Here is a 19,700-nt window from a genome sequence, read left to right as displayed (position 1 = left end):
TGATCGGCGCGCGCTTAGGGCGCGCTTGTCCGGGACGACGGGTGGAGGGTTGGGTGCGCAATCACCCCGTCTCGACCTCACTCAACCGGCCCGCCAGAATCTTGTCGATCCTGCGTCCGTCGAGATCGACCACCTCGATATGCCAGCCGGCGAAGTCGAAGGCATCGCCGACATTCGGCAGCACGTTGAACTGTTGCAGCACCAGGCCCGCCACCGTGTTGTAGCGGTGCGGCGGCAGCTCGACGCCGAGCAACTCGCCGAACTCGTCGACCGGCATCCAGCCGGAGACCAGCAGCGAGCCGTCATCGCGCCTGACATAGGCCGGCTCCGGCGGTCCCTCCTCGGAATGGAAGGCGCCGACGATCGATTCCAGAATGTCAGCCGTCGTCACGATACCCTCGAAGGCGCCGTATTCGTCGTAGACCAGACCGACATGAACCGGAGCGGCTTTCAGGATCGCCAGCACGTCGCGGGCGTCGGCTGATGCCGGAATGCCGGGCGCCTCGCGCACCAGCGCTCGCAGATCCGGCGTGCGCTCGTTCATGTAGGCAACCAGCAGGTCCTTGGCCTGGAGCACGCCGATCGGCTTGTCGCGATCGCCGTCCGAGACGGGAAAGCGCGAATGCGGGCTCTTCGCGATGATCGCTTGAATGGCCTCCGGCGCATCGTTCAGATCGATCTCGTTGACCTCCGTGCGCGGCGTCATGATCGCGCCGACCGGCCGGTCGCCGAGCCGCATGACGCCCGCGATCATCTCCTTTTCGCCCGACTCCAGCACGCCCGCGTTCTCGGCTTCGCTGACGAGGTGATGGATCTCGTCCTCCGAGACCTTCTCCTCGGCCTTGCCGCCGCGCCCGAGCAGCGTGAGGATCAGCTTGCCGGAGAGATCGAGCAGGAAGACGAGCGGCAGCGAGATACGCGCCAGAACGTGCATCGCGGGCGCGACCTTGACCGCGATGCTCTCGGGGTCGCGCAGCGCCACCTGCTTCGGCACCAGCTCGCCGACGATCAGGGTGGCGTAGGTGATGAGCGTGACGACGATGCCGACGCCGACGATGTCGGCAATCCCTGAGGACAGGCCGAGCTCGACCAGCCATTGCGTCAGCCGCTGTCCGAGCGTCGCGCCGGAGAACGCGCCCGAGAGCACGCCGACCAGCGTGATGCCGATCTGCACCGTCGAGAGGAACTTTCCGGGATCGGCCGCCAGCGTCAGCGCCCGCTCGGCGCCGCGCACACCCTTGGCTGCGAGCAGCGACAGCCGGGCCGGGCGGGACGAGACCACGGCCAGCTCGGACATGGACAACAGGCCGTTAATGACGATCAGGACGACGACGATGATGATTTCGACGGACAACATTGTGCGCAAGGAGAAGGGATACTTGACCCGGCGAACGCCGGACCAAGCCCCTTATATATGAACTCGATGCACAATTTGTCCGGTTCCCGACCAAATTGCCGCAGGCGGGATCAAGCGCTCTCGCCCGGGTTTTCGAGGCTGAACGTCTCCGACTGCTCGTCATATGCGAACAGCTCGCCATAACGTCCCCAGGACACCACGGTCCTGAGCGTCTCGTCCGCATAGTCCTCGGACATGTAGTCTTCGAGCTCGTTGCGGAACCGTGCCGCGGGGGCGGTATGGGAGGGACGTTCGTCGAGCACGCGGCGAATCAATCCCATCACCGGCACGTAAGTGACGAGATGTTCGGCGAACAGCTTCTTGCGTGCGTCGGTTTCGAGATGGGCAAAACGCTTGCCCGTGTCGGTGAGCATCAGGTCACCTTCGCTCAGCTGGGCGAAGCGCAGCAGTTGCAGGGACTCGCCGAGGTGGAGGATCTCGTCGGCCTCGAGCTGGAGCTGGCTTGCGAGCACGGGCAGGTCGGCGTGTCCGTGATAGGGCGGCCCCGCCAGCGTCTCGATCAGGCCCGACAGCACGTTGGACGATACGTGGTGCAGGGTCATGCCGACACCGGAGCCCAGGATGCCTTCGACGGGGGGCGCCTTCGGTTCGGCGCGTTGGGTCATGCGCGCGTAGATGTTGTCGACGAGCTGCCGGAAATGGGGGTCGAGCCGGTTGCGCGGATGCGGCATGTCGACCTTGATCTCGGCGGCGACGCGCCCTGGATTGGATGAGAACACCAGGATGCGATCGCACATCAGGACCGCCTCCTCGATATTGTGCGTCACCATCAGGATCGATTTGATCGGCAATCGGCCCTCGATCCAGAGGTCGATCAGGTCCGTGCGCAGCGTCTCGGCCGTGAGGACGTCGAGTGCCGAGAACGGCTCGTCCATCAGCAGGAGGTCCGGATGCACCACCAGCGCGCGGGCGAAGCCGACGCGCTGGCGCATGCCACCCGACAGTTCCTTCGGGAAGGCGGACTCAAACCCGTCAAGGCCGATCAGGTCGATCGCAGCAAGAGCGCGCTTGTGGCGCTCGGTGGCATCGACGCCCAGCGCTTCGAGTCCGAGCTCGACGTTCTGGAGCACGGTCAGCCAGGGAAACAACGCGAATGACTGGAACACCATGGCGACGCCGTTCGGTGGCCCGACGATGATCTCGCCGCGACAGGTCGCCTGTCCCGCAGACGGGCTGACCAGACCGGCGATGATCCGCAGCAAGGTGGACTTGCCGGAGCCGGAGCGGCCGAGCAGGCCGACGATCTCGCCCGAGCGGATCGTCAGGTCGACCTTGTCCAGCACCAGGAGCTGTTCGCCGCTGCCTTTCGGGAAGGATCGGCAGACACCGCGGATGTCGATGAGCGCAGAGGGTTGATCGAGCATGATGGTCTCCTCGTCAGCCGAGCCGCAAGCGACGCTCGCCGAAGGCATAGAGCGGCCGCCAGACCAGACGATTGAACAACGTCACCAGAATGCACATCGTGGCAATTCCGAGCACGACGCGCGGGAAGTCACCGGCTTCCGTGGCGGAAGCAATATAGGCACCGAGCCCGGTGGCCTTCAGATGCGTGTCGCCCCAGCTTGCGACCTCCGCGACGATCGACGCATTCCAGGAGCCGCCGGACGCGGTGATCGCGCCGGTGATGTAATAAGGAAAGACGCCGGGCAGTATCACCTTGAACCACCATCGCCATCCCCGGAGATGGAAGCTGCCGGCGGCTTCGCGCAGATCGGTCGGAAAGGCGCTCGCGCCCGCGATCACGTTGAACAGGATGTACCACTGCGTGCCCAGGATCATCAGCGGGCTCAGCCAGATGTCTGGATTGAGCTTGAAGCTGACAATGGCGACGACAAAGACGGGGAAGGCGAGATTGGCCGGGAAGGCCGCCAGAAACTGGGCCAGCGGCTGGATTCGTTCGGCGAGCTTCGGGCGAAGCCCGATCCACACGCCAACCGGCACCCAGATCAGCGTGGCGAGGGTGATCAGGATGGCGACGCGCAACAACGTGATGAGCCCGTCCCTGATGACGACGAGAACGTCGGACATTCCGAGACTGGCCGAGAGATAGCGATAGGTCAGCCAGGCGGCATAGGCCGTGCCGGCGAGGATCAATGCGATCCAGACCGTATCGACGAGGCGTGACGTCTGGTCTTGACCTGGTGCCGCGGGCGGCAGCTTTGGCAGCGGAATGCGCAAGTTCGAGATCGCGCGGTTCAGCGCCGCGAAAGGAAGGGTCAGCGCACGCAGCGCCCGAGTCCGGCGGAACAGGTCGAGCATCCAGGAGGCCGGCGCCTCGCCTGAGGCGGTCTGCTCGAAGCGGAATTTGTCGGCCCAGGCGACGATGGGGCGGAACAGCAGCTGATCATAGGCGATGATCACGAGCAGCATCGCCAGCATGGCGTAGAGGATCGCCGGCAAATCCTGCTGCTGAATTGCCATCGCGACATAGGAGCCGATGCCCGGCAGCGTCACCGTGGTGTTGCCGACCGTGATCGCCTCCGAGGCCACCACGAAGAACCAGCCGCCCGACATCGACATCATTGCGTTCCAGATCAGGCCGGGCATCGCGAAGGGGACGTCGAGGCGCCAGAAGCGCTGCCAGCCGGACAAATGGAAGCTTTGCGTGGCCTCTTCCAGATCCTTCGGAACGTTGCGGATCGACTGGTACAGGCTGAACGTCATGTTCCAGGCCTGGCTGGTGAAGATCGCGAACACCGAGGCGAGCTCGGCGCCGAGCACCTGCTCCGGAAACAAATTCATGAAGAACACGACGGTGAAGGTGAGGAAGCCCAGGATCGGGACGGATTGCAAAATATCCAGCAGCGGGATCATCACCAATTCGGCTCGCCGGCTCTTGGCTGCGATCGCCGCGTAGATGAAGGTGAAGACCGTCGAACAGACGATGGCGAGCAGCATCCGTAAGACGGTGCGCAAGGCGTAAAGCGGAAGGTTTGCCGGATCGAGCGTGACCGGTGCGCGCTCGAGCTCGGACAGCGGCGCCGTGGTCTGCTCGCCGCCATAGACGATCAGGACCATGGCGCCGATCACGAGGATCAGCGCCGCGACATCCCAGACATTGGGGAGTAGCGCCCGGCCGATCGCGGCCGTGCGGATATCTCTCGGCTTCATAGGCCCGCCCTTGGGCTGGAATTTTGGGCTAGAACTCTGCGTGCAGGCGGCCCGAGAAGATCGAGACCGGCCCGCGGTCGGCGTTATAGGCCGGGTTTGTGATCAATTGATAGTCCGCGGTCAGCGTGACGTTCTTGTTCACCGAATAGGCATAGTAGGCCTCAAGGATGCGCTCCTTGCGGTAGTTGAGAGCGCCGTCGCCGATGAGAACACCGAGGCCGCCGGCGGCCAGGAAGTCGCGATAATCCTGCGAGATAGCATTGACCGCGCCGCCGATGCCGACGACGTCGTCAGGCCGGCCCCATTTCGTGCCCTTGATCGACAGTCCGCCGGCTAGGCTGCTGTTGATGTCGGTGAAGGCGAGTGTTTCGGTCTTGCCGTCGTTCCAGCTCCAGCGGCCGAACAGCCCGATATCCTCTGTGATCGCCTGCTCGAGGTTGACGACGTAGCCGACCTTGAGGCGGCCGCGGCGGGTCTGCGCGATGTCGAGATTGAGCGCAGGATTGTCCAGCGTCTCGCGGAAGCTGCCCATGTTGGCGCTGTCGACCCAGCCCATGGTCCTGAGCTTGCCAGGTTGGCCGAGCAGCGAGAACCGCGTCTCCAGCTCGATCGCGTACTGACCGCGTTCCCCGACCCTGGTGTCGAAATGATTCGAATTGGACTCCGCGACCATCAGGAAATAGCCGCCGCGCAGCGCCCATTGCTTCTGGTTGAGCTCGGCGGTGACGCCATAGGTGAGACCGACCTTGTCGGCGGAATAGTCGAAGGCGCCCGGCGCCCACAGCGACCAGTTCATGAAATCCTTGCGGGTGTCCTTGGCAAAGGCATTGCCGTCGAACACGTCGATCACCGCGAACTTGCCGGCTTGCACTGTGAGCCGGGAAATGTCGACCTTCTGCGCAAGCTGCAATTGGCCGCTCGCGAGCTCTTCCTGCTCGCCGCCAAAGCCGAACGTCTGGCGCACGAACAGCCGCGAGGTGTTGTAATGCGGATAGGGGAAGTTCGACTTCTGCGCTTCGCCGTTGGGAAAGCCTGCCGCGCCCACCGTGTCGTTCAGTCCAAATCCCTGGAGCAGTTCGGGATTGTAATAGACCTCGCCGCCGTCCCACAGCCGCGCGTTCAGGAACAGGCTGTTGCTCCAGGTCGCCTTGGCCTGGGTTGAAGGCGAGAGCGAGTTTGTTCCGCTGTAGAGAGCGGGGAACGACGGATAGCCTTGCGGCAGATAAGTGCTCTGACCGTGAATCTCCCAGCGATCCGATTCCGTGTCGATCAGGGAGCTCTTCGGATTGTAGCTCGGCATGCCCGGCCAATCGACCTTGCGGTTGAGCCCGAGCCTGATCGACTGGAAGTCGAGCGGCGAGGAGGTGTATTGGGCCCCCGTGGAGAAGGCGACGTTGGCGCCGTCGAAGCGGCTATGGAGATATTCGAGCCGTGCGCTCCAATGCGGCGCGAAGCCGTATTCGATGCCGGCACCCGCGATCCAGCCGGGCCGCGTGTTCAGGATTTTCGGGACGTCGCCCGCGGCCGGCGTGTCGAAATAGCGCTCGCCCATCCACGCAAAGCCGCCGGTGGCATAGACGAGCCATGGACCGCTGGTGTAGCCGACGCGGCCGCGCAGGCTGGCGGTGTAGTCCCACTGCTGGATGACCGTGTTGGCAGGTGTCGCGAGGAAGGAAACGATCGAGTTGGAGGTGATGTAATTGGGAAACGAAAAATCGCCTTCGACGCCGACGAGCCAGCCGGAGTTGAGCCGGTAGTTGTAGCCGGCCTGCACGCCGCCGATCATGCCGCTGAAGACGCCGCTGCCGTTGATCGCGGTGCCGTCGTTCAGCGCGAAGCTGGACGAGCCACGGCTGTAGCCGGCATGCGCGCCGATATAGAGGCCGGTCCAGTCATAGACCGCTTTCAGCGCCGGCGCCTTCAGCGGCAGATCGGCCGCGTGTACGGCGGCGGGAAAAGCCAGCACGCCCGAGGCAATCGCCGCGGCCGTTCGCAAATACCGGTGTCGGTGACCTCTCAACTTCAAAACGCACGCCCCCAAACGCGAATGTGTCCTATTCGCCGCGATATCCCTGCAGATTCGCGGCGACCCTGTCACGAAGTCTTGGTTGTTCACGCGATCGGACCAGACGATCCCGATTCGACGCGATTTCTTCCCAAGCCCCTGTGCTTGTTACAAACCTTATTGCGATTAATTCGCAATAGCAACTGGCACGGATTGCTGCAGCGGATGGTTCGCACTCTTGTGTGACGAAGCTGCAACAAATTCTCAGGTCCAAAATGAATGACCCGCCCGGGGGGACAGCCGGGCGGGTCGGGGGCACGACACGGGGTGGATGAGGCGCCCGTGTCGAACGCGGGATCCACGTGAGATCGGCCTCAGGTACTCAAATCAGTAGCAAGTACGAACGCGGCCGACGTACTGGCCGAAGGCGTTGTACTGGGCGACCCAGCCGCAGCGGTGATAGCCGTAGTAATAGGGGTCGTTGCTGGCGGCGATCGCGGAGCCGACGACGGCGGCGGTGGCGATGCCGGCACCCACACCCCAGACCCAGCCGGGCTGCTTGGCTTCGGCCGAGGAGGTGGTGGACACGATGCTGCCGGTGACGGCGAGGGCAGCGAGCGCGACGGCGGCAATCCTGGTCTTGATCGACATGTGAAACTCCATCCGGGTTGAGGCGGTCCGTTGTGGTCCGCGTGCCCAGTTGGACGGAGGCTTGTCGCGTCCGGTTCGAATCCCGCAAAAGCGGGCGTGCAGCCAGGATGTTTCCTGAATGATTCCAGTCGGATGCGAGCTAGCCGAGAGGCCCTTTGGCGAGCCTGTTCACGTCGAAGTTATCGACCTCGGCCAGCAGCTCGCAGAAAGCCGCCGCGCCCTGATCGAGCAGCTGCGCACCCTTCTCGGGGACGGCCAGCGTCGCGTTGCCGATCGCGCCGCTCGTGTGGAGATCCTGCGCCTGCCAGGCGAACGGCGCGGGYCGCTGTGTCGACAGCCAGCGATACTGCTTTTCCATGGCGATGCTGCTCGCGGGAAAATCCGCGATCGCATCCTTGCGCACCTGATCGGGATAGCGTGCCAGCATGATCGACGTCTCGACGGCGCCGCCGTGAATGCCGTGGCGCACCTCATCGGCCGGGAACAGTTTCTCCGCGCCCGACAGCCGCGACCACGACGTCGTCACCACAAAGAGCTTGTGATGCGCGCGAAGATCCTGCGCGACCAGCATCATTGCCGCGCTGTTGCCGCCATGGCTGGTCATGATGACGAGCTTCTTCACGCCGCGCCGCGCGATGTCCTCGCCGATTGCGGTCCATCGCTTCAGCGCCACCTCGGTCGGCAGCGTCTGCGTGCCCGGATAGTCGATATGCTCGGTGGAAATCCCGACCGGTTCAACGGGCAGGAACGTCGCCGGAACATTTGCGGGCAACAGCTCGCGCACGCGCGCGAGATACGCGTCCGCGATCAGCACGTCGGTCTCGAGCGGCAGATGCGGGCCGTGCTGCTCGGTCGCCGCCAGCGGCAGCACCGCGATCCAGCGCGACACGTCCGCAAGGCTCCCATCGGCCCAGTTGATGTCGATCCAGTCGCGAGGCGGCGTCATCGTGGTTTCTTTGCCCGAATTTGTCGCGTATTTTGGGGTTATCAGGGGACGCGGGCCTGGCCGGCTCGCGTCCCCGAACTTCATGCGGTTCTATCGCGTTGCCTTCACATCGGCCAGCCACGATCGACGGAGTGCCATCATGACCCCCTCTCATCTGCGGCGAGCGTTAACGGCGAGCTTGATGGCCGCTTTCGTCTCTCTCGCGCCGGTGCGCGCCGAGACGCTGGACAAGGTCACCTTCGGCACCAACTGGGTCGCCGAGGCCGAGCATGGCGGTTTCTTCCAGGCGGTCGCCGACGGCACCTACAAGAAATACGGGCTCGACGTCACCATCGTTCCCGGCGGTCCGAACGAGAACAACCGGATGCTGCTGATCGCCGGCAAGATCGATTTCTTCATGGCCGCGAACACGCTGATGTCGTTCGACGCGGTGGCGAATAACGTCCCCGTCGTCACCATCGCAGCGGTCTTCCAGAAGGATCCGCAGGTGATGCTGACGCAGCCGGACGCCAAGGTCGCCAAGATCGAGGATCTCAAGCCGCTGACCTTGTTCGTCTCCAAGGAGGGCATGACCAGCTACTTCCAGTGGCTGAAGTCCGAATACGGCTTCAACGAGAAGAACGTCCGTCCCTACAATTTCAATCCGCAGCCCTTCATCGCCAACCCCAAGAGCGCGATGCAGGGCTACGTCACCTCCGAGCCCTTCGCGGTCGAGAAGGCCGCCGGCTTCAAGCCGAATGTGCTGCTGCTTGCCGATTACGGCTTCAACACCTATTCGACCCTGATCGAGACGCGCCGCGACATGGTCGAGAAGAAGCCGGACCTGGTGCAGCGCTTCGTCGATGCCTCCATGGTCGGCTGGTACAATTACATCTACCGCGACAATTCCGCGGGCAATGCCATGATCAAGAAGCTCAACCCGGAGATGACCGACGAGCTGCTCGCCTATTCCGTCGCCAAGATGAAGGAATACGGCATCGTCGATTCCGGCGAGTCCTTGAAGAACGGCATCGGCGCGATGAGCGACGAGCGCTACACGTCCTTCTTCAACAAGATGGTGAAGGCCGGCGTCGTGAAGGCGGATCTCGACTTCCGCAAGTCCTATACGCTGCGCTTCGTCAACAAGGGCGTCGGCGTCGAGCTGCGCCCGAGCAAGCCGTAGCGCAAGGTCCATGTCATCCGTCAAAAGCTCGTCCGGGGTCGAGGCCGGACTGACGGCTCTCGCCGTCAGCCTGCGCGGCGTGACGAAGGCGTATGACAATGGCGTCATGGCGCTCGGCCCGCTCGACCTTGCCGTTCGCAAGGGCGAGTTCATCTCGCTGCTGGGCCCGTCCGGTTGCGGCAAGTCCACTGCGCTGCGCCTGATCGCAGAGCTCAGCGCGCCATCGTCCGGCATCGTGCGGGTGGCGCGCCACGAGGGCGATGTGCTGCCGGGTCATGGCATCGGCTTCGTGTTCCAGGAGCCGACGCTGATGCCCTGGACCAGCGTGCGCGAGAATGTGCGGCTGCCCTTGAGGCTCGCAGGCGTTCCGAAGGCGGAGGCGCGCGCGCGGGCCGATGAGGCATTGGCCAGCGTGGGTCTTGCCGATTTCGCCGATGCTTTCCCACGCGAGCTCTCCGGCGGCATGAAGATGCGGGTGTCGCTGGCGCGTGCGCTCGTCACCGACCCTGATATCCTCCTGATGGATGAGCCGTTCGCCGCGCTCGACGAGATCACGCGCTTTCGCCTCAACAACGACCTGCTCGCGCTGTGGCGAGCCCTGGGCAAGACCGTCATCTTCGTCACCCATTCGGTGTTCGAATCCGTCTACCTGTCGCAGCGGGTCGTGGTCATGACCGCGCGGCCCGGCCGCATCCAGGCCGATATCCGCATCGAGACGGTCGAGCCGCGCGGTGAGGAGTTTCGGACCTCGGCCGCCTATTCCAATTATTGCCGGAAAGTGTCGGCCGCGCTGGCGCCGTCCTATTCGGGGCAATCGATGCTATGAACGCGCAAGCTGCCGTTACCGCAAAACCATCCGGCGCGCAACGCGCGATGCGCTTCGTGCTTCCCGTCATCGTGTTCGCGGCCGGACTCGCGGCCTGGGAACTGGTCGTCCGCATCAAGGACATCCCGCCTTACGTTCTGCCAGCACCCTCCGTCATCTTCCTGACGCTGATCAAGGACTGGGCGGTGCTGTCACAATCGCTCGCGACCACGCTGCTGACCACGCTCGAAGGTTTTGTCGCCGCCAGCATCGGCGGCATCGCGCTGGCGCTGCTGTTCAACCAGTCGAAATGGGTGGAATATTCGCTATTCCCCTATGCAATCGTCCTCCAGGTGACTCCTGTCATCGCGATTGCACCGCTGCTCCTGATCTATCTGGAGCAGCAGACCGCGGTCGTCGTCTGCGCCTTCATCGTTGCCTTTTTCCCGGTGCTGTCCAACACCACGCTCGGGCTGAATTCGGTCGATCGCAACCTTGCCGGCCTGTTCCAGCTCTATGGCGCCTCGCCGCCGCAAACCCTGCGCTTCCTGAAGCTGCCAGCGGCGCTGCCCTATATCCTCGGGGGCCTGCGCATTGCCGGCGGCCTGTCGCTGATCGGCGCGGTTGTGGCCGAAATCGCGGCCGGCACCGCCGGCGCGGGCTCCGGGCTCGCCTACAGGATCGCCGAATCCGGCTATCGATTGAACATACCCCGCATGTTCGCAGCGCTGCTGCTGTTGTCGTTGGCCGGGATTGTCATCTATGGGGTGCTGGCGCTAGTTTCCCACCTCGTTTTACGGCGCTGGCACGAGAGCGCGCTTGGAAAGGAAAACTGATGACTACCGGTTCGATTTCGTCCGAAAAGATCGACCTTCTGATCTATGGGCCGGTGCGGCCAATTCTCGACAACGGTTTTTCCGATCATTTCGTCGTGCACAAGGCGGAGACCCGGGGCGATCTCGAGCGGCTGACACCGGCGATCCGCGAAAAGATCCGCGGCGTGGCGGTGACCTATCACACCGTGCGTGCCGACAGGGACTCGCTGTCGCAATTGCCCAAGATCGAGATGGTGGCGAGCTTCGGCGTCGGCTACGACCACGTCGACGCCAAATACGCGGCCGAGCACAACATCATCGTCACCAACACGCCCGACGTGCTGACCGAGGAGGTCGCCGACGTCGCGATGGGTCTTCTGATCTCCACCGTGCGTGAGTTCATCAAGGCCGACCGCTACGTCCGCTCCGGCCTCTGGCAGACGCAGAACTATCCGCTCAGCGTCGGCTCGCTGCGCGACCGCAAGGTCGGCATCGTCGGCATGGGCCGGATCGGCCAGGCCATTGCGCGCCGGCTCGATGCCTCGCTGGTGCCGGTGGTCTACCACTCCCGCAATCCGTCGAAGGACGTCTCCTACAAGCACTATCCCGATCTGATCGAGATGGCGAAGGCGGTGGACACGCTGATGGTGATCGTGCCCGGCGGCGCCTCGACCAACAAGATGATCAATGCCGAGGTGCTGAAGGCGCTCGGTCCGCGCGGCGTGCTGGTCAACGTGGCGCGCGGCTCGGTGGTCGACGAGGCGGCGCTGGTCCAGGCGCTCAAGTCCGGCACCATCCTCGCCGCCGGCCTCGACGTGTTCGCGGCCGAGCCGAGCGTGCCGGACGAGCTCAAGACCATGCAGAACGTCGTGCTGCTGCCGCATATCGGCTCCGCGTCGGTGGTGACGCGCAACGCGATGGATCAGCTCGTGGTCGACAACCTCAAGTCCTGGTTCGCCGGCAAGGCGCCGTTGACGCCGGTTGCGGAAACGCCGTTCAAGGGGCGCTGATGAGAGGTCTTCGGGTCGTTGCATTCGCCGTCGCGGCCTGCGTGGCCGCGATCGGCATCGCGCATGCGCAGGATGCGACGACCCTGAAGAAGACGATGCCTGGGCAGTGGGAGCTCTCGACCACCGAGCGCAGCAAGACCTGCGTCGTCACGATGAAAGGCGATGCCGCGGGGCAGGGGTTCAAGCTGGAGCTGGAGCCGGCCTGCAAGACCACGCTGCCCTTTACGAAGGACATCGTCGCCTGGAGCGTCAGGGGTCTCGACATCGTTCGTTTGCAGGACGCGACCGGTGAAGCCGTGATCGACTTCACCGAGGTCGAGGCCGGCATCTTCGAAGGCCTGCGGCAGGGCGAGGGCGTCTACATCCTCCAGGACCTCGCCGCCGCCCGCTCGATGGCCAAGTCGATGGACCAGATGATCGGCGACTGGTCGATGGTGCGCGGCAACGGCCAGCCGGTGTGCGGGCTGACGCTGACCAACACCGAAGCCGGGCCGGACAATTTCCAGGTCTTCGTCAAGCCGAAATGCGATCCGGCGATTGCTCAGTTCAATCCGGCGCAATGGCGGCTCGAGCGCGGCCAGATCGTCCTGATGTCGAAATCAGGCGAGGCCTGGCAGTTCGAGGCCGATGACAACGCGCAATGGCGGCGCGTCCCCGATACCGCCGATCCCCTGATCATGCTGCGGCAATAATTCTTCCGGTCGATGTCGATTTAGCCAAGGCTCAATCGTCACATCCATAGCGAGCCGGTTTGCAGCCGGAGCGGCTGCTGCTCGCCAAGGGAGTTTTTCATGCGCTTCATGTACATCGTCACCTCCAGCCAGCCGATGGCTGCCCCGAGCCCGGCGCTGATGGAGGCTATGCAGAACATATCCGAGCGGGAGATCAAGGCCGGTCGAATGATCGACAATGGCGGCCTGATGCCGCTTGCGACCGGCGCACGGGTGCGAATCGTCGACGGCGAACTCAGCGTCATCGACGGCCCCTTCGTCGAGGCCAAGGAAGTCATCGGCGGCTATGCCATTTTCGAGCTGCGCGACAAGGCTGAAGCCGTGGCCATGGCGAAGGAATTCATGCAGCTGCATCTCGATCACATGCCGGGCTGGGAGGGGACCTGCGAATTACGGGCATTCGCCACGCCGGGCGCCGACATGGCCTGCGAGGTCGACGCGCAGTCCAGGGTGGCTGCCCACGCCTGATGGACACCACCGCTCGTCCTGGAGCGTTTTCTCGCGAAGTGAATACCGTTTCGCGTCAAGAAAACGCGTCAAAACAAGAATCTAGAGCCCCGTTCCGATTCCATCGGAACGGAAAGGGCTCTGGTCGGCGGCGATGACGACCGCCGACATCGATCACGCGATCCGCGCCGCGATTCACGCAACCTGGCGCGTCGCGCAGCCACGGCTGATCGCCACGCTGTCGCGCATGCTGCGCGACGTGCCGCTGGCGGAGGAATTGACCCAGGACGCTCTGGTCGCAGCGCTGGAAGCGTGGCCGCACAGCGGGGTGCCGGACAATCCCGGCGCCTGGCTGGTTGCGACGGCCAAGCGCCGCGGGCTCGATCATCTGCGCCGGGCAAAAATGCTCACCCGCAAGCAGGACCTGCTGACGCACGAGCTGATGCAGGAGCAGGACGCGATGCCGGATTTCGACGCCGCCCTCGACGACGATATCGGTGACGAATGGTTGCGGCTGATCTTCACGGCCTGTCACCCGCTGCTGCCGCGGCAGGCCCGCGCGGCGCTGGCATTGCGCATGATCTGCGGCCTGACCACCGACGAGATCGCGCGCGCCTTCCTGGTCACGGAGGCAACCATCGCCCAGCGCATCGTCCGCGCCAAGCGCACGCTGTCGCGGTCGGGCCTGAGCTACGAGATCCCGGGCGGCGAGGCGCTTTCGGAGCGTCTCGCCTCGGTGCTCGAGGTCGTCTATCTGATCTTCAACGAGGGCTATTCGGCCTCAGGCGGCGAGGAGTGGCTGCGGCCGCAGCTCTGCGACGAGGCTCTGCGCATGGGGCGGGTGCTGGTCGGGCTCGCGCCCCTCGAGCCCGAGGTCCACGGTCTGATGGCGCTGATGGAGCTGAATGCCGCGCGGAAGCAGGCGCGCACCGGCATCGATGGCGAGCCCATCCTGCTCATGGACCAGGACCGCAGGCTCTGGGACCGGCGCCAGATTGGTGGCGGCCTTCGCGCGCTCGATCGCGCGCGCGAGCTCGGTGGTGCCGGCCGGTTCTACACGCTGCAGGCCACGATCGTCGCGTGTCACGCGACGGCGGAGACGGCCGCTGCCACCGACTGGCGCCGCATTGCGGAGCTCTATGGCCAGCTTGCGGCGCTGGTGCGCTCGCCGGTGATCGAGCTCAACCGGGCGGTCGCGCTTGGCATGGCCGAAGGGCCGCAGGCCGGTCTCGATCTCGTGGACATGATCGCTGACGAACCGGCGCTCGGGGCCTACCACCATCTCCATTCCGTCCGCGGCGACCTCCTGGAGAAGCTCGGCCGCTTCGCCGAGGCGCGATTATCGTTCGAGACCGCCGCACGTCTCGCGAACAATGCGCGCGAGCGCGTGTTGATGGAGCGGCGTGCGGCAGCTATTGCCAATGCCGACGGCTGAAGACGCAAACGGCTTTACGTCGTCGGCTTCGGCGGCGGCGCGGTGCCTTGCGCCCACTTCTCGAACTTGCCGAGCACGCCCCAGGCCGTGAGCGCCAGCGAGATCGGCATCGCGAACTGGCCGAGGCCCGGCACCGCCGATACGATCGTTCCGAGCAGTCCGGCAATACCGCCTGCATTCGGGCTCGCGGTCACCGAAGAGAGCAGCGCAGTGAGCACCGAGCCGCCGATGCCAAGTGCCGTCTTCTTGCCGTCGAGCAGCTTGCCGATGGTCTCGCCGAGCGCGCCGTTGACCTGGCCGAGCATGGGCTTGCCGTCCTTGTTGAGCAAGGTGCTGAGCAGGTCGACGACCTGCTTCAACTGATCGACGGGGGCCGGGTTGGTCGGACTGACCGGTCCTGGCACGGGCGCCGTCTTGTTGATGAGGGAGAAGAGCCGTTCGAACAGGCTGATCGGATCGTTGGTGGCGGGCAGCGTATTGCCCGGTGTCGTCGTTCCCGGTGTTACGCCGCCGGCTGCCGGTCGCAGCAACTGTGCGAGGTCTTCCAGCCGCTTCAGGACCTTGGAAATATCGCCACTCGGCAGGGAGCCTCCCGCCTGCGTTGCACGCGTGAGCGCCGCGACCGTGGCCCCGTCGAGAAGCCCGGTATCCCTCAGGCCGTTCTGCTGCTGAAACTGCGAGACCGCGGCCCCGGTCTTCGGTCCACTGATGCCGTCCTCGACGAGCGGCGGATTGGCGCCGAGCTTGTTGAGCGCCTGCTGCATCAGAACAATCGTCGACGCGGCATCGTCCTCGGGCTCGGTGCGGCCGGCGAATTGCGGGCTACCGTCGAGGGTGATCGAGGAATCGAGCGACATCATCGCATGCAGGATCACCGCCGTGCCGAGTTGGGAATCGACGTGGTTCGAGTCGAACACGTGGTCGCGGACGAATTTGCCGGCCCTCGCCTCGGGCGGGCCGTACAGTGTCGAACCGCCATAGAGGTAGGGCGAATTGCAGCCCTTCGAGTGATAGCCGAAGCCGTTGAACGCCTCGAGCCGGAACAGCATCCGCGCGATGCCCCAGTCGTGGGCGCCGATGAAGTTCTCGATTCTGAACGCGTCCACGGCGCCGTCCACGAACGTGGTAAAGGGGCCGCGCCCCTTCGGAACGATGGTCGTCACGCGATGAAGCGTTTCGCCGTTGCCGAGATAGGTGTCGAAATCGAAGTTGGATTCGCGGTAGTGGCAGAGCGCGGCAAAATACCAGGGGACTCCGGTCAACCGCTCGATCTGCTGATAGGTCGCCTTGCCGTTGATCGCCTTGCGCGCGACGCCATTCGCGTCGCCGAGGCGGGAAGGCCGGATCTCGAGATCGGCCCAATTCCGCTCGTACTCGCTTTTCAGACTCTCGAATGAGACCATCTTCCGCTCCCGAAAATTGATGAATTATCGAAATTTCGTGCAAGTCAGATATGGACCAGGTGCCGTGATCGGGTGTGACTCCAACGTGATCTTCCGGCAAATGTGGCAGGTTGCCGGCCCGGCGCATGTGAAATGGCTTACAGCCTGGGCGGGAAAATGTGCCGCAGGATCGGACCCGCGCCTTCGCCGGCAGCGCGCCCCGGCAGTGGGGGAACCGGCATGGTCGTTCGTCCGTTAGCATTTTAGACGATGCGGTAGGGAGCCCTGCATGGCCAAGCGCGTCCTCGCGATCGGCATCGAACCCGGCAGTGCGGATTACAGCGCATTTCCGCAGCTCACGCCGGAGCTCGTGCGCCATCATATCGAAGCGCAATTGCTGCGCCTGCGTGATCTCGGTTACGAGGTCACGAGCTGCCTGATCGATCTCGACGCGACCGCGGAAGCCGGCGTCACGGCCGCGATGCGCGACGAGCGCTTCGACTGCATCGTGATCGGCGCGGGCCTGCGCGAACCGAAGGAGCGCCTGCTGCTGTTCGAGAAGGTGCTCAACCTCGTCCATCAACTGGCGCCTGACGCCGCGATCTGCTTCAACTCCACGCCGGCCGATACCGCCGAGGCCGTGCAGCGCTGGATCTATCCCTGACGTCCGATTGGCCGGCCTGTGCATCGCTCGCGGCATGGTTTGAGCCGTCTTCGCGCTGCGCCTCCGGCGCCATCGCGCAGCGTCGTGAGCCGCGCCGCCGGCTATTTGTCTGGTCCGAATCCGCTTCCGTCGCTATGACTGGCTCATCACAGGGAGAGCGAGCATGCTTCGAGGTCTTCGCATTGGAAGTTTTGGAATCGCGGCATGTCTGACGGTCGCGATGGTGATGCCGGCGCATGAGGCTGCGGCCCAGGATGCCATCGGCGGCGCGATCATCGGCGGTGTCGGCGGGGCGATCCTCGGCGGCGCGATCGGCGGCGGACGCGGCGCTGCAATCGGCGCGGTCGTCGGTGCCGGCACGGGCGCTGCGATCGCCTCCGAGGGCGAGCGTCGCCGCTCCGGCTACTACGCCTATCAGCGCGGCTGCTACATGCAGCGTCCCGACGGCTATTACGTCCGGGTCAGCCAACGCTATTGCTATTGATCGATCAGCCGCCGGCGTCGCAGGATCGATGGCGGCCGGCAGTAGATTGGACGCGGAGGGGTGAGTATCGGCCGGCGAGCCGCTCTCCCGAGCCGGTGGTTCGCATGAGCATCCGATCTCGCATATGCCGGTGGCTGATCGCCGCGGTCGTGGCCAGCGATCTGGTCGGGGCCGGGACTGCCCGGGCGCAACAGATTCCAGCCGACGAACCGGCGTTTACGGCTTTCGTGGCCGAGCGCATCCGCGCCGAGATGCGTGACACCCCGGTCGTGATCAAGGGACCGCTGACGCTGTCGGTCGGCCCTCTGCAAACCAACCTCGACCGCATCTACGCCTTCTGCAAGGCCAACACCGGCGGCTGCGCCAGGGAGATCGGCGCCTATGTCAGCGGCGTCAAGGCAACGGCGAGCAGCCGGAACGATCCGCCGACCCGAGCAGCCCTTCGCGTGGTCGTACGCTCGGCTGACTACATGCGGCAGGCGCTTCGGGAGGTCGATGCGCGCGGCCCGGCGCTGACGCGGCCCCTGGCGGAGGGGCTGGTGATCGTCCCGGTGCTGGACTCGCCGCGGGCGGTCAGGGTGTTCAACGACAAGGATCGTGCCGCGCTCGGCTTGACGCAGGACCAGGTCTTCGACATCGCCATCGCCAATCTGCGCAGCAGCGTGAAGCCGCTCACGACGGTCGCAAAAGCGGTCCCGTCAGGACAATTCGGCACGCTGACGGGGGACTATTATCAGACCAGCCGGCTCGCGCTGGTCGACAGCTGGGCGCCGCTCGCGCAGGCCCAGGGCGGTGTCCTGATCGTCGCGGCGCCGTCGGCCGATCTCGTGCTCTATGCAAGCGAAGACAGCAGTGCCGCGATCGACGCGCTGCGGACGCTGGCCAGGAACATGATGGCGCGCGCGCCGAAGCCGCTGTCCGGCACGCTGCTGCGCTGGACGCCGAAGGGGTGGCAGTTCGTCCGGTGAGATGCTCTCTCGCGGGGCAAGCCGCTCTGCTCAACTCTTGCCGGGGTCTGCCGGCATGATCTGGAGCAGCGGCTCCGGTTGGATCGAGATCTGGCCGGCGAACGGCCGGTCGTGCGCAGCGATGAGCAGCACGGAGGTGGCGACGCCGGTGGCGAACAGGCCCATCGCGATCGCCGATCCCAGCCGGTTGTCGCAATGAACAAGGCCGATCACCAATAGGGCGCAGGCCGCCTGGAGATACAGGCACCACCATTTGACCGGGTTCACCGCGGCGAGGCTGACGATGATCCGCTGCCGCCGCGCGTCCAGCGCCTGCTCCAGCGCGGCGATGAGCTCGCGCTGCACATTCGCCTGCCCCGGGCCTTGCGGCGTCATCGCGACGACGAACTGCAGGGCTTCGGCAAGTGCCGGCGGCGTGACCTTCAGCGACACTTCCTGATGCGCCATCATCGGCCATTCCACCGCGACGGCCTGGCCGACATAGTCGCGCACTAGGCCGCGGAGCTTCGTCTCCTGCTCCGCCGGCAAGCCGGCGGCCAGCAGCACGGCGCTGCGTAGCGCACTGGCCTCGCGGCTCACCGCGGCGCTGGCGCGGTCGCTGTCGCCCCAGACCTGCGCGGCGATGAAGGCGACGAACAGGCCGAAGATGATGCCGAGCACCGGCAGCATGCCCGGCGAGATCGCCTTCAGCGACTTCGCGCGCTTCTCCGTCGCAGCCCTCGCGATGCCTGCGAAGATGGCCGCCGCGAGCAGGTACGTGAATCCAAAGATCACCAGCGCCATCACGGGCACCGGCAGATTGTGCAGCCAGTCGCTCATTGTGTCCTTGTCATCTGATTTGAGGCTCTAGATCAACCGCATCCCGCGCAGGCTGGCATGCCCGCTTCTGCCGACGATGATGTGGTCGTGCACCGCGATGCCGAGCGGCTTTGCGATGTCGATGATGGCTTTCGTCATCTGGATGTCGGCCTGCGAGGGTGAGGGATCGCCCGAGGGGTGGTTGTGGATGAATCTATCGCTTCACGTAATGCGTTGAACACACAATAGATTTTTTAGGTGGGGTAGTAGCAGGGGACGTAGACAGGGGACTGTAAGCAGTGATCGTTCGTGATGATCACGTTAACACGTGGAAGCGCCTTTATAAGCCATTTCACTCACTAGGGACCATCAGCGGACTTCAGCTCTCACCTCAGTGGCGGACATTCTGCTTCGGCGTCGTGAGGTCCGAGACGGGCCAGAAGCGGAAGTCGCCGTAAACAGATCAGCGCAAGTGATGCTTCAGTCCGACGCGCACGATGCAGCCCGGAATTGTCGTCATTTGAGCTGCGCGCAACAATTAGCACGGCGCGGCTGCGGCTTTATCCGGTGGCAATATAGCCGCGTGCGCCTCGTCGAGATGCAGAAACAGCTATTTCTGATCCAGACCAACAGCGCTGAAATCCCGGAAGCGGATGGCAACGTCAGCAGTTCTGACGGAGCTAGTGATCGGGTTAGTGGCTTAGGCGACTGGCAGAACGAAGACCGCCGCCCGAGGCCAAGCTGAACGGTCTCAGAGAGCCGCTCCAAAGAGAGCCCCGACCTTACCAGCCGGGGCTCCAGGCCAGATCCGCGCGGCCGGGAGAGCAAGCCGCGCAATTTCGGAGTATGCCTGAGTCCATGCTGCCTCC

18 protein-coding genes and 1 pseudogene are annotated in these 19,700 nt (G+C 64.5%); 10 read left to right on the top strand and 9 right to left on the bottom strand.

Going from position 1 to position 19,700, the window contains the following annotated elements:
- Positions 1-61 precede the first annotated feature (61 nt).
- The 6 genes from AC1DW2_RS04250 to AC1DW2_RS04225 all read right to left on the bottom strand — a co-directional run bounded on the left by AC1DW2_RS04250 (position 62) and on the right by AC1DW2_RS04225 (position 8,130).
- Positions 62-1,357: a hemolysin family protein gene (locus AC1DW2_RS04250; protein WP_166074473.1), complete on the bottom strand. Its 1,296-nt coding sequence runs from the start codon at positions 1,355-1,357 to the stop codon at positions 62-64.
- A 110-nt stretch (positions 1,358-1,467) separates the two neighbouring features.
- Positions 1,468-2,781, bottom strand: a complete 1,314-nt coding sequence (locus tag AC1DW2_RS04245; protein WP_063986036.1) for an ABC transporter ATP-binding protein — start codon at positions 2,779-2,781, stop codon at positions 1,468-1,470.
- A 13-nt stretch (positions 2,782-2,794) separates the two neighbouring features.
- Entirely contained in the window at positions 2,795-4,528 is a 1,734-nt protein-coding gene (locus AC1DW2_RS04240) for an ABC transporter permease (RefSeq protein WP_477005297.1), read from the bottom strand.
- 28 nt (positions 4,529-4,556) lie between these two features.
- Positions 4,557-6,524 (bottom strand): carbohydrate porin, encoded by a 1,968-nt coding sequence (locus tag AC1DW2_RS04235; RefSeq protein ID WP_441496844.1) that lies wholly within the window; start codon positions 6,522-6,524, stop codon positions 4,557-4,559.
- 396 nt (positions 6,525-6,920) lie between these two features.
- Positions 6,921-7,184, bottom strand: coding sequence for a hypothetical protein (locus AC1DW2_RS04230; protein WP_063980696.1), 264 nt, complete (start codon positions 7,182-7,184; stop codon positions 6,921-6,923).
- A gap of 139 nt (positions 7,185-7,323) precedes the next feature.
- The gene (locus tag AC1DW2_RS04225) at positions 7,324-8,130 is read right to left on the bottom strand and encodes a creatininase family protein (protein ID WP_477005296.1); all 807 of its coding nucleotides are present in this window, start codon (positions 8,128-8,130) and stop codon (positions 7,324-7,326) included.
- Between the two features lie 139 nt (positions 8,131-8,269).
- Between AC1DW2_RS04225 and AC1DW2_RS04220 the strand changes: the two genes are divergently transcribed.
- The 7 genes from AC1DW2_RS04220 to AC1DW2_RS04190 all read left to right on the top strand — a co-directional run bounded on the left by AC1DW2_RS04220 (position 8,270) and on the right by AC1DW2_RS04190 (position 14,535).
- Positions 8,270-9,292 carry an ABC transporter substrate-binding protein gene (locus tag AC1DW2_RS04220; protein ID WP_085402695.1) on the top strand — a complete coding sequence of 341 codons (1,023 nt, stop codon included), beginning with the start codon at positions 8,270-8,272 and terminating at the stop codon, positions 9,290-9,292.
- Positions 9,293-9,302: 10 nt separating this feature from the next.
- Positions 9,303-10,118, top strand: a complete 816-nt coding sequence (locus tag AC1DW2_RS04215) for an ABC transporter ATP-binding protein (protein WP_063980698.1) — start codon at positions 9,303-9,305, stop codon at positions 10,116-10,118.
- A complete protein-coding gene (locus AC1DW2_RS04210) occupies positions 10,115-10,933 on the top strand; it encodes an ABC transporter permease (protein ID WP_038942786.1) in 819 nt (272 codons plus the stop codon). The genes AC1DW2_RS04215 and AC1DW2_RS04210 overlap by 4 nt, the downstream gene beginning before the upstream one ends.
- The gene (locus tag AC1DW2_RS04205) at positions 10,933-11,922 is read left to right on the top strand and encodes a 2-hydroxyacid dehydrogenase (RefSeq protein ID WP_085402676.1); all 990 of its coding nucleotides are present in this window, start codon (positions 10,933-10,935) and stop codon (positions 11,920-11,922) included. The genes AC1DW2_RS04210 and AC1DW2_RS04205 overlap by 1 nt, the downstream gene beginning before the upstream one ends.
- Positions 11,922-12,614: an AprI/Inh family metalloprotease inhibitor gene (locus tag AC1DW2_RS04200; RefSeq protein WP_441496845.1), complete on the top strand. Its 693-nt coding sequence runs from the start codon at positions 11,922-11,924 to the stop codon at positions 12,612-12,614. The genes AC1DW2_RS04205 and AC1DW2_RS04200 overlap by 1 nt, the downstream gene beginning before the upstream one ends.
- 99 nt (positions 12,615-12,713) lie before the next feature.
- Complete coding sequence (locus AC1DW2_RS04195; RefSeq protein ID WP_441496846.1) at positions 12,714-13,121, top strand: YciI family protein; 408 nt, start codon at positions 12,714-12,716, stop codon at positions 13,119-13,121.
- Between the two features lie 133 nt (positions 13,122-13,254).
- On the top strand, positions 13,255-14,535 hold the full coding sequence (locus AC1DW2_RS04190; RefSeq protein WP_085402673.1) for an RNA polymerase sigma factor: 1,281 nt from the start codon (positions 13,255-13,257) through the stop codon (positions 14,533-14,535).
- 14 nt (positions 14,536-14,549) lie between these two features.
- Here the strand turns inward: AC1DW2_RS04190 and AC1DW2_RS04185 are convergent, their stop codons facing one another.
- Positions 14,550-15,938: a peptidoglycan-binding protein gene (locus AC1DW2_RS04185; RefSeq protein ID WP_477005295.1), complete on the bottom strand. Its 1,389-nt coding sequence runs from the start codon at positions 15,936-15,938 to the stop codon at positions 14,550-14,552.
- 268 nt (positions 15,939-16,206) lie between these two features.
- Here AC1DW2_RS04185 and AC1DW2_RS04180 point away from each other — a divergent pair, with 268 nt between their 5' ends.
- From AC1DW2_RS04180 to AC1DW2_RS04170, 3 genes are all read left to right on the top strand, one after another.
- Positions 16,207-16,581, top strand: coding sequence for a hypothetical protein (locus AC1DW2_RS04180; protein ID WP_441496848.1), 375 nt, complete (start codon positions 16,207-16,209; stop codon positions 16,579-16,581).
- A 163-nt stretch (positions 16,582-16,744) separates the two neighbouring features.
- Complete coding sequence (locus AC1DW2_RS04175; RefSeq protein WP_441496849.1) at positions 16,745-17,065, top strand: glycine zipper domain-containing protein; 321 nt, start codon at positions 16,745-16,747, stop codon at positions 17,063-17,065.
- A gap of 104 nt (positions 17,066-17,169) precedes the next feature.
- Positions 17,170-18,033 (top strand): DUF1444 domain-containing protein, encoded by an 864-nt coding sequence (locus AC1DW2_RS04170; protein WP_441496850.1) that lies wholly within the window; start codon positions 17,170-17,172, stop codon positions 18,031-18,033.
- A 30-nt stretch (positions 18,034-18,063) separates the two neighbouring features.
- On the opposite strand, the gene AC1DW2_RS04165 is transcribed toward AC1DW2_RS04170, so the two are convergent.
- Positions 18,064-18,852: a bestrophin-like domain gene (locus tag AC1DW2_RS04165; RefSeq protein ID WP_477005294.1), complete on the bottom strand. Its 789-nt coding sequence runs from the start codon at positions 18,850-18,852 to the stop codon at positions 18,064-18,066.
- 27 nt (positions 18,853-18,879) lie between these two features.
- Positions 18,880-19,041 (bottom strand): annotated as a pseudogene (locus tag AC1DW2_RS04160) (JAB domain-containing protein); the annotation flags it as partial.
- Positions 19,042-19,700 lie beyond the last annotated feature (659 nt).

The sequence above is a fragment of the Bradyrhizobium sp. P3_C3 genome (genome assembly GCF_056402655.1).
Note: the sequence above shows the minus strand (reverse complement) of the source record. Positions and strands in the feature narration are given on the sequence as shown.

Coding starts and splice junctions, on each gene's coding strand:
- AC1DW2_RS04170 (WP_441496850.1), top strand. CDS start 17,170: ATGAGCATCCGATCTCGCATATGCCGGTGGCTGATCGCCGCGGTCGTG.
- AC1DW2_RS04180 (WP_441496848.1), top strand. CDS start 16,207: ATGGCCAAGCGCGTCCTCGCGATCGGCATCGAACCCGGCAGTGCGGAT.
- AC1DW2_RS04215 (WP_063980698.1), top strand. CDS start 9,303: ATGTCATCCGTCAAAAGCTCGTCCGGGGTCGAGGCCGGACTGACGGCT.
- AC1DW2_RS04165 (WP_477005294.1), bottom strand. CDS start 18,852: ATGAGCGACTGGCTGCACAATCTGCCGGTGCCCGTGATGGCGCTGGTG.
- AC1DW2_RS04195 (WP_441496846.1), top strand. CDS start 12,714: ATGCGCTTCATGTACATCGTCACCTCCAGCCAGCCGATGGCTGCCCCG.
- AC1DW2_RS04245 (WP_063986036.1), bottom strand. CDS start 2,781: ATGCTCGATCAACCCTCTGCGCTCATCGACATCCGCGGTGTCTGCCGA.
- AC1DW2_RS04200 (WP_441496845.1), top strand. CDS start 11,922: ATGAGAGGTCTTCGGGTCGTTGCATTCGCCGTCGCGGCCTGCGTGGCC.
- AC1DW2_RS04250 (WP_166074473.1), bottom strand. CDS start 1,357: ATGTTGTCCGTCGAAATCATCATCGTCGTCGTCCTGATCGTCATTAAC.
- AC1DW2_RS04185 (WP_477005295.1), bottom strand. CDS start 15,938: ATGGTCTCATTCGAGAGTCTGAAAAGCGAGTACGAGCGGAATTGGGCC.
- AC1DW2_RS04175 (WP_441496849.1), top strand. CDS start 16,745: ATGCTTCGAGGTCTTCGCATTGGAAGTTTTGGAATCGCGGCATGTCTG.
- AC1DW2_RS04230 (WP_063980696.1), bottom strand. CDS start 7,184: ATGTCGATCAAGACCAGGATTGCCGCCGTCGCGCTCGCTGCCCTCGCC.
- AC1DW2_RS04190 (WP_085402673.1), top strand. CDS start 13,255: ATGACGACCGCCGACATCGATCACGCGATCCGCGCCGCGATTCACGCA.
- AC1DW2_RS04220 (WP_085402695.1), top strand. CDS start 8,270: ATGACCCCCTCTCATCTGCGGCGAGCGTTAACGGCGAGCTTGATGGCC.
- AC1DW2_RS04240 (WP_477005297.1), bottom strand. CDS start 4,528: ATGAAGCCGAGAGATATCCGCACGGCCGCGATCGGCCGGGCGCTACTC.
- AC1DW2_RS04205 (WP_085402676.1), top strand. CDS start 10,933: ATGACTACCGGTTCGATTTCGTCCGAAAAGATCGACCTTCTGATCTAT.
- AC1DW2_RS04210 (WP_038942786.1), top strand. CDS start 10,115: ATGAACGCGCAAGCTGCCGTTACCGCAAAACCATCCGGCGCGCAACGC.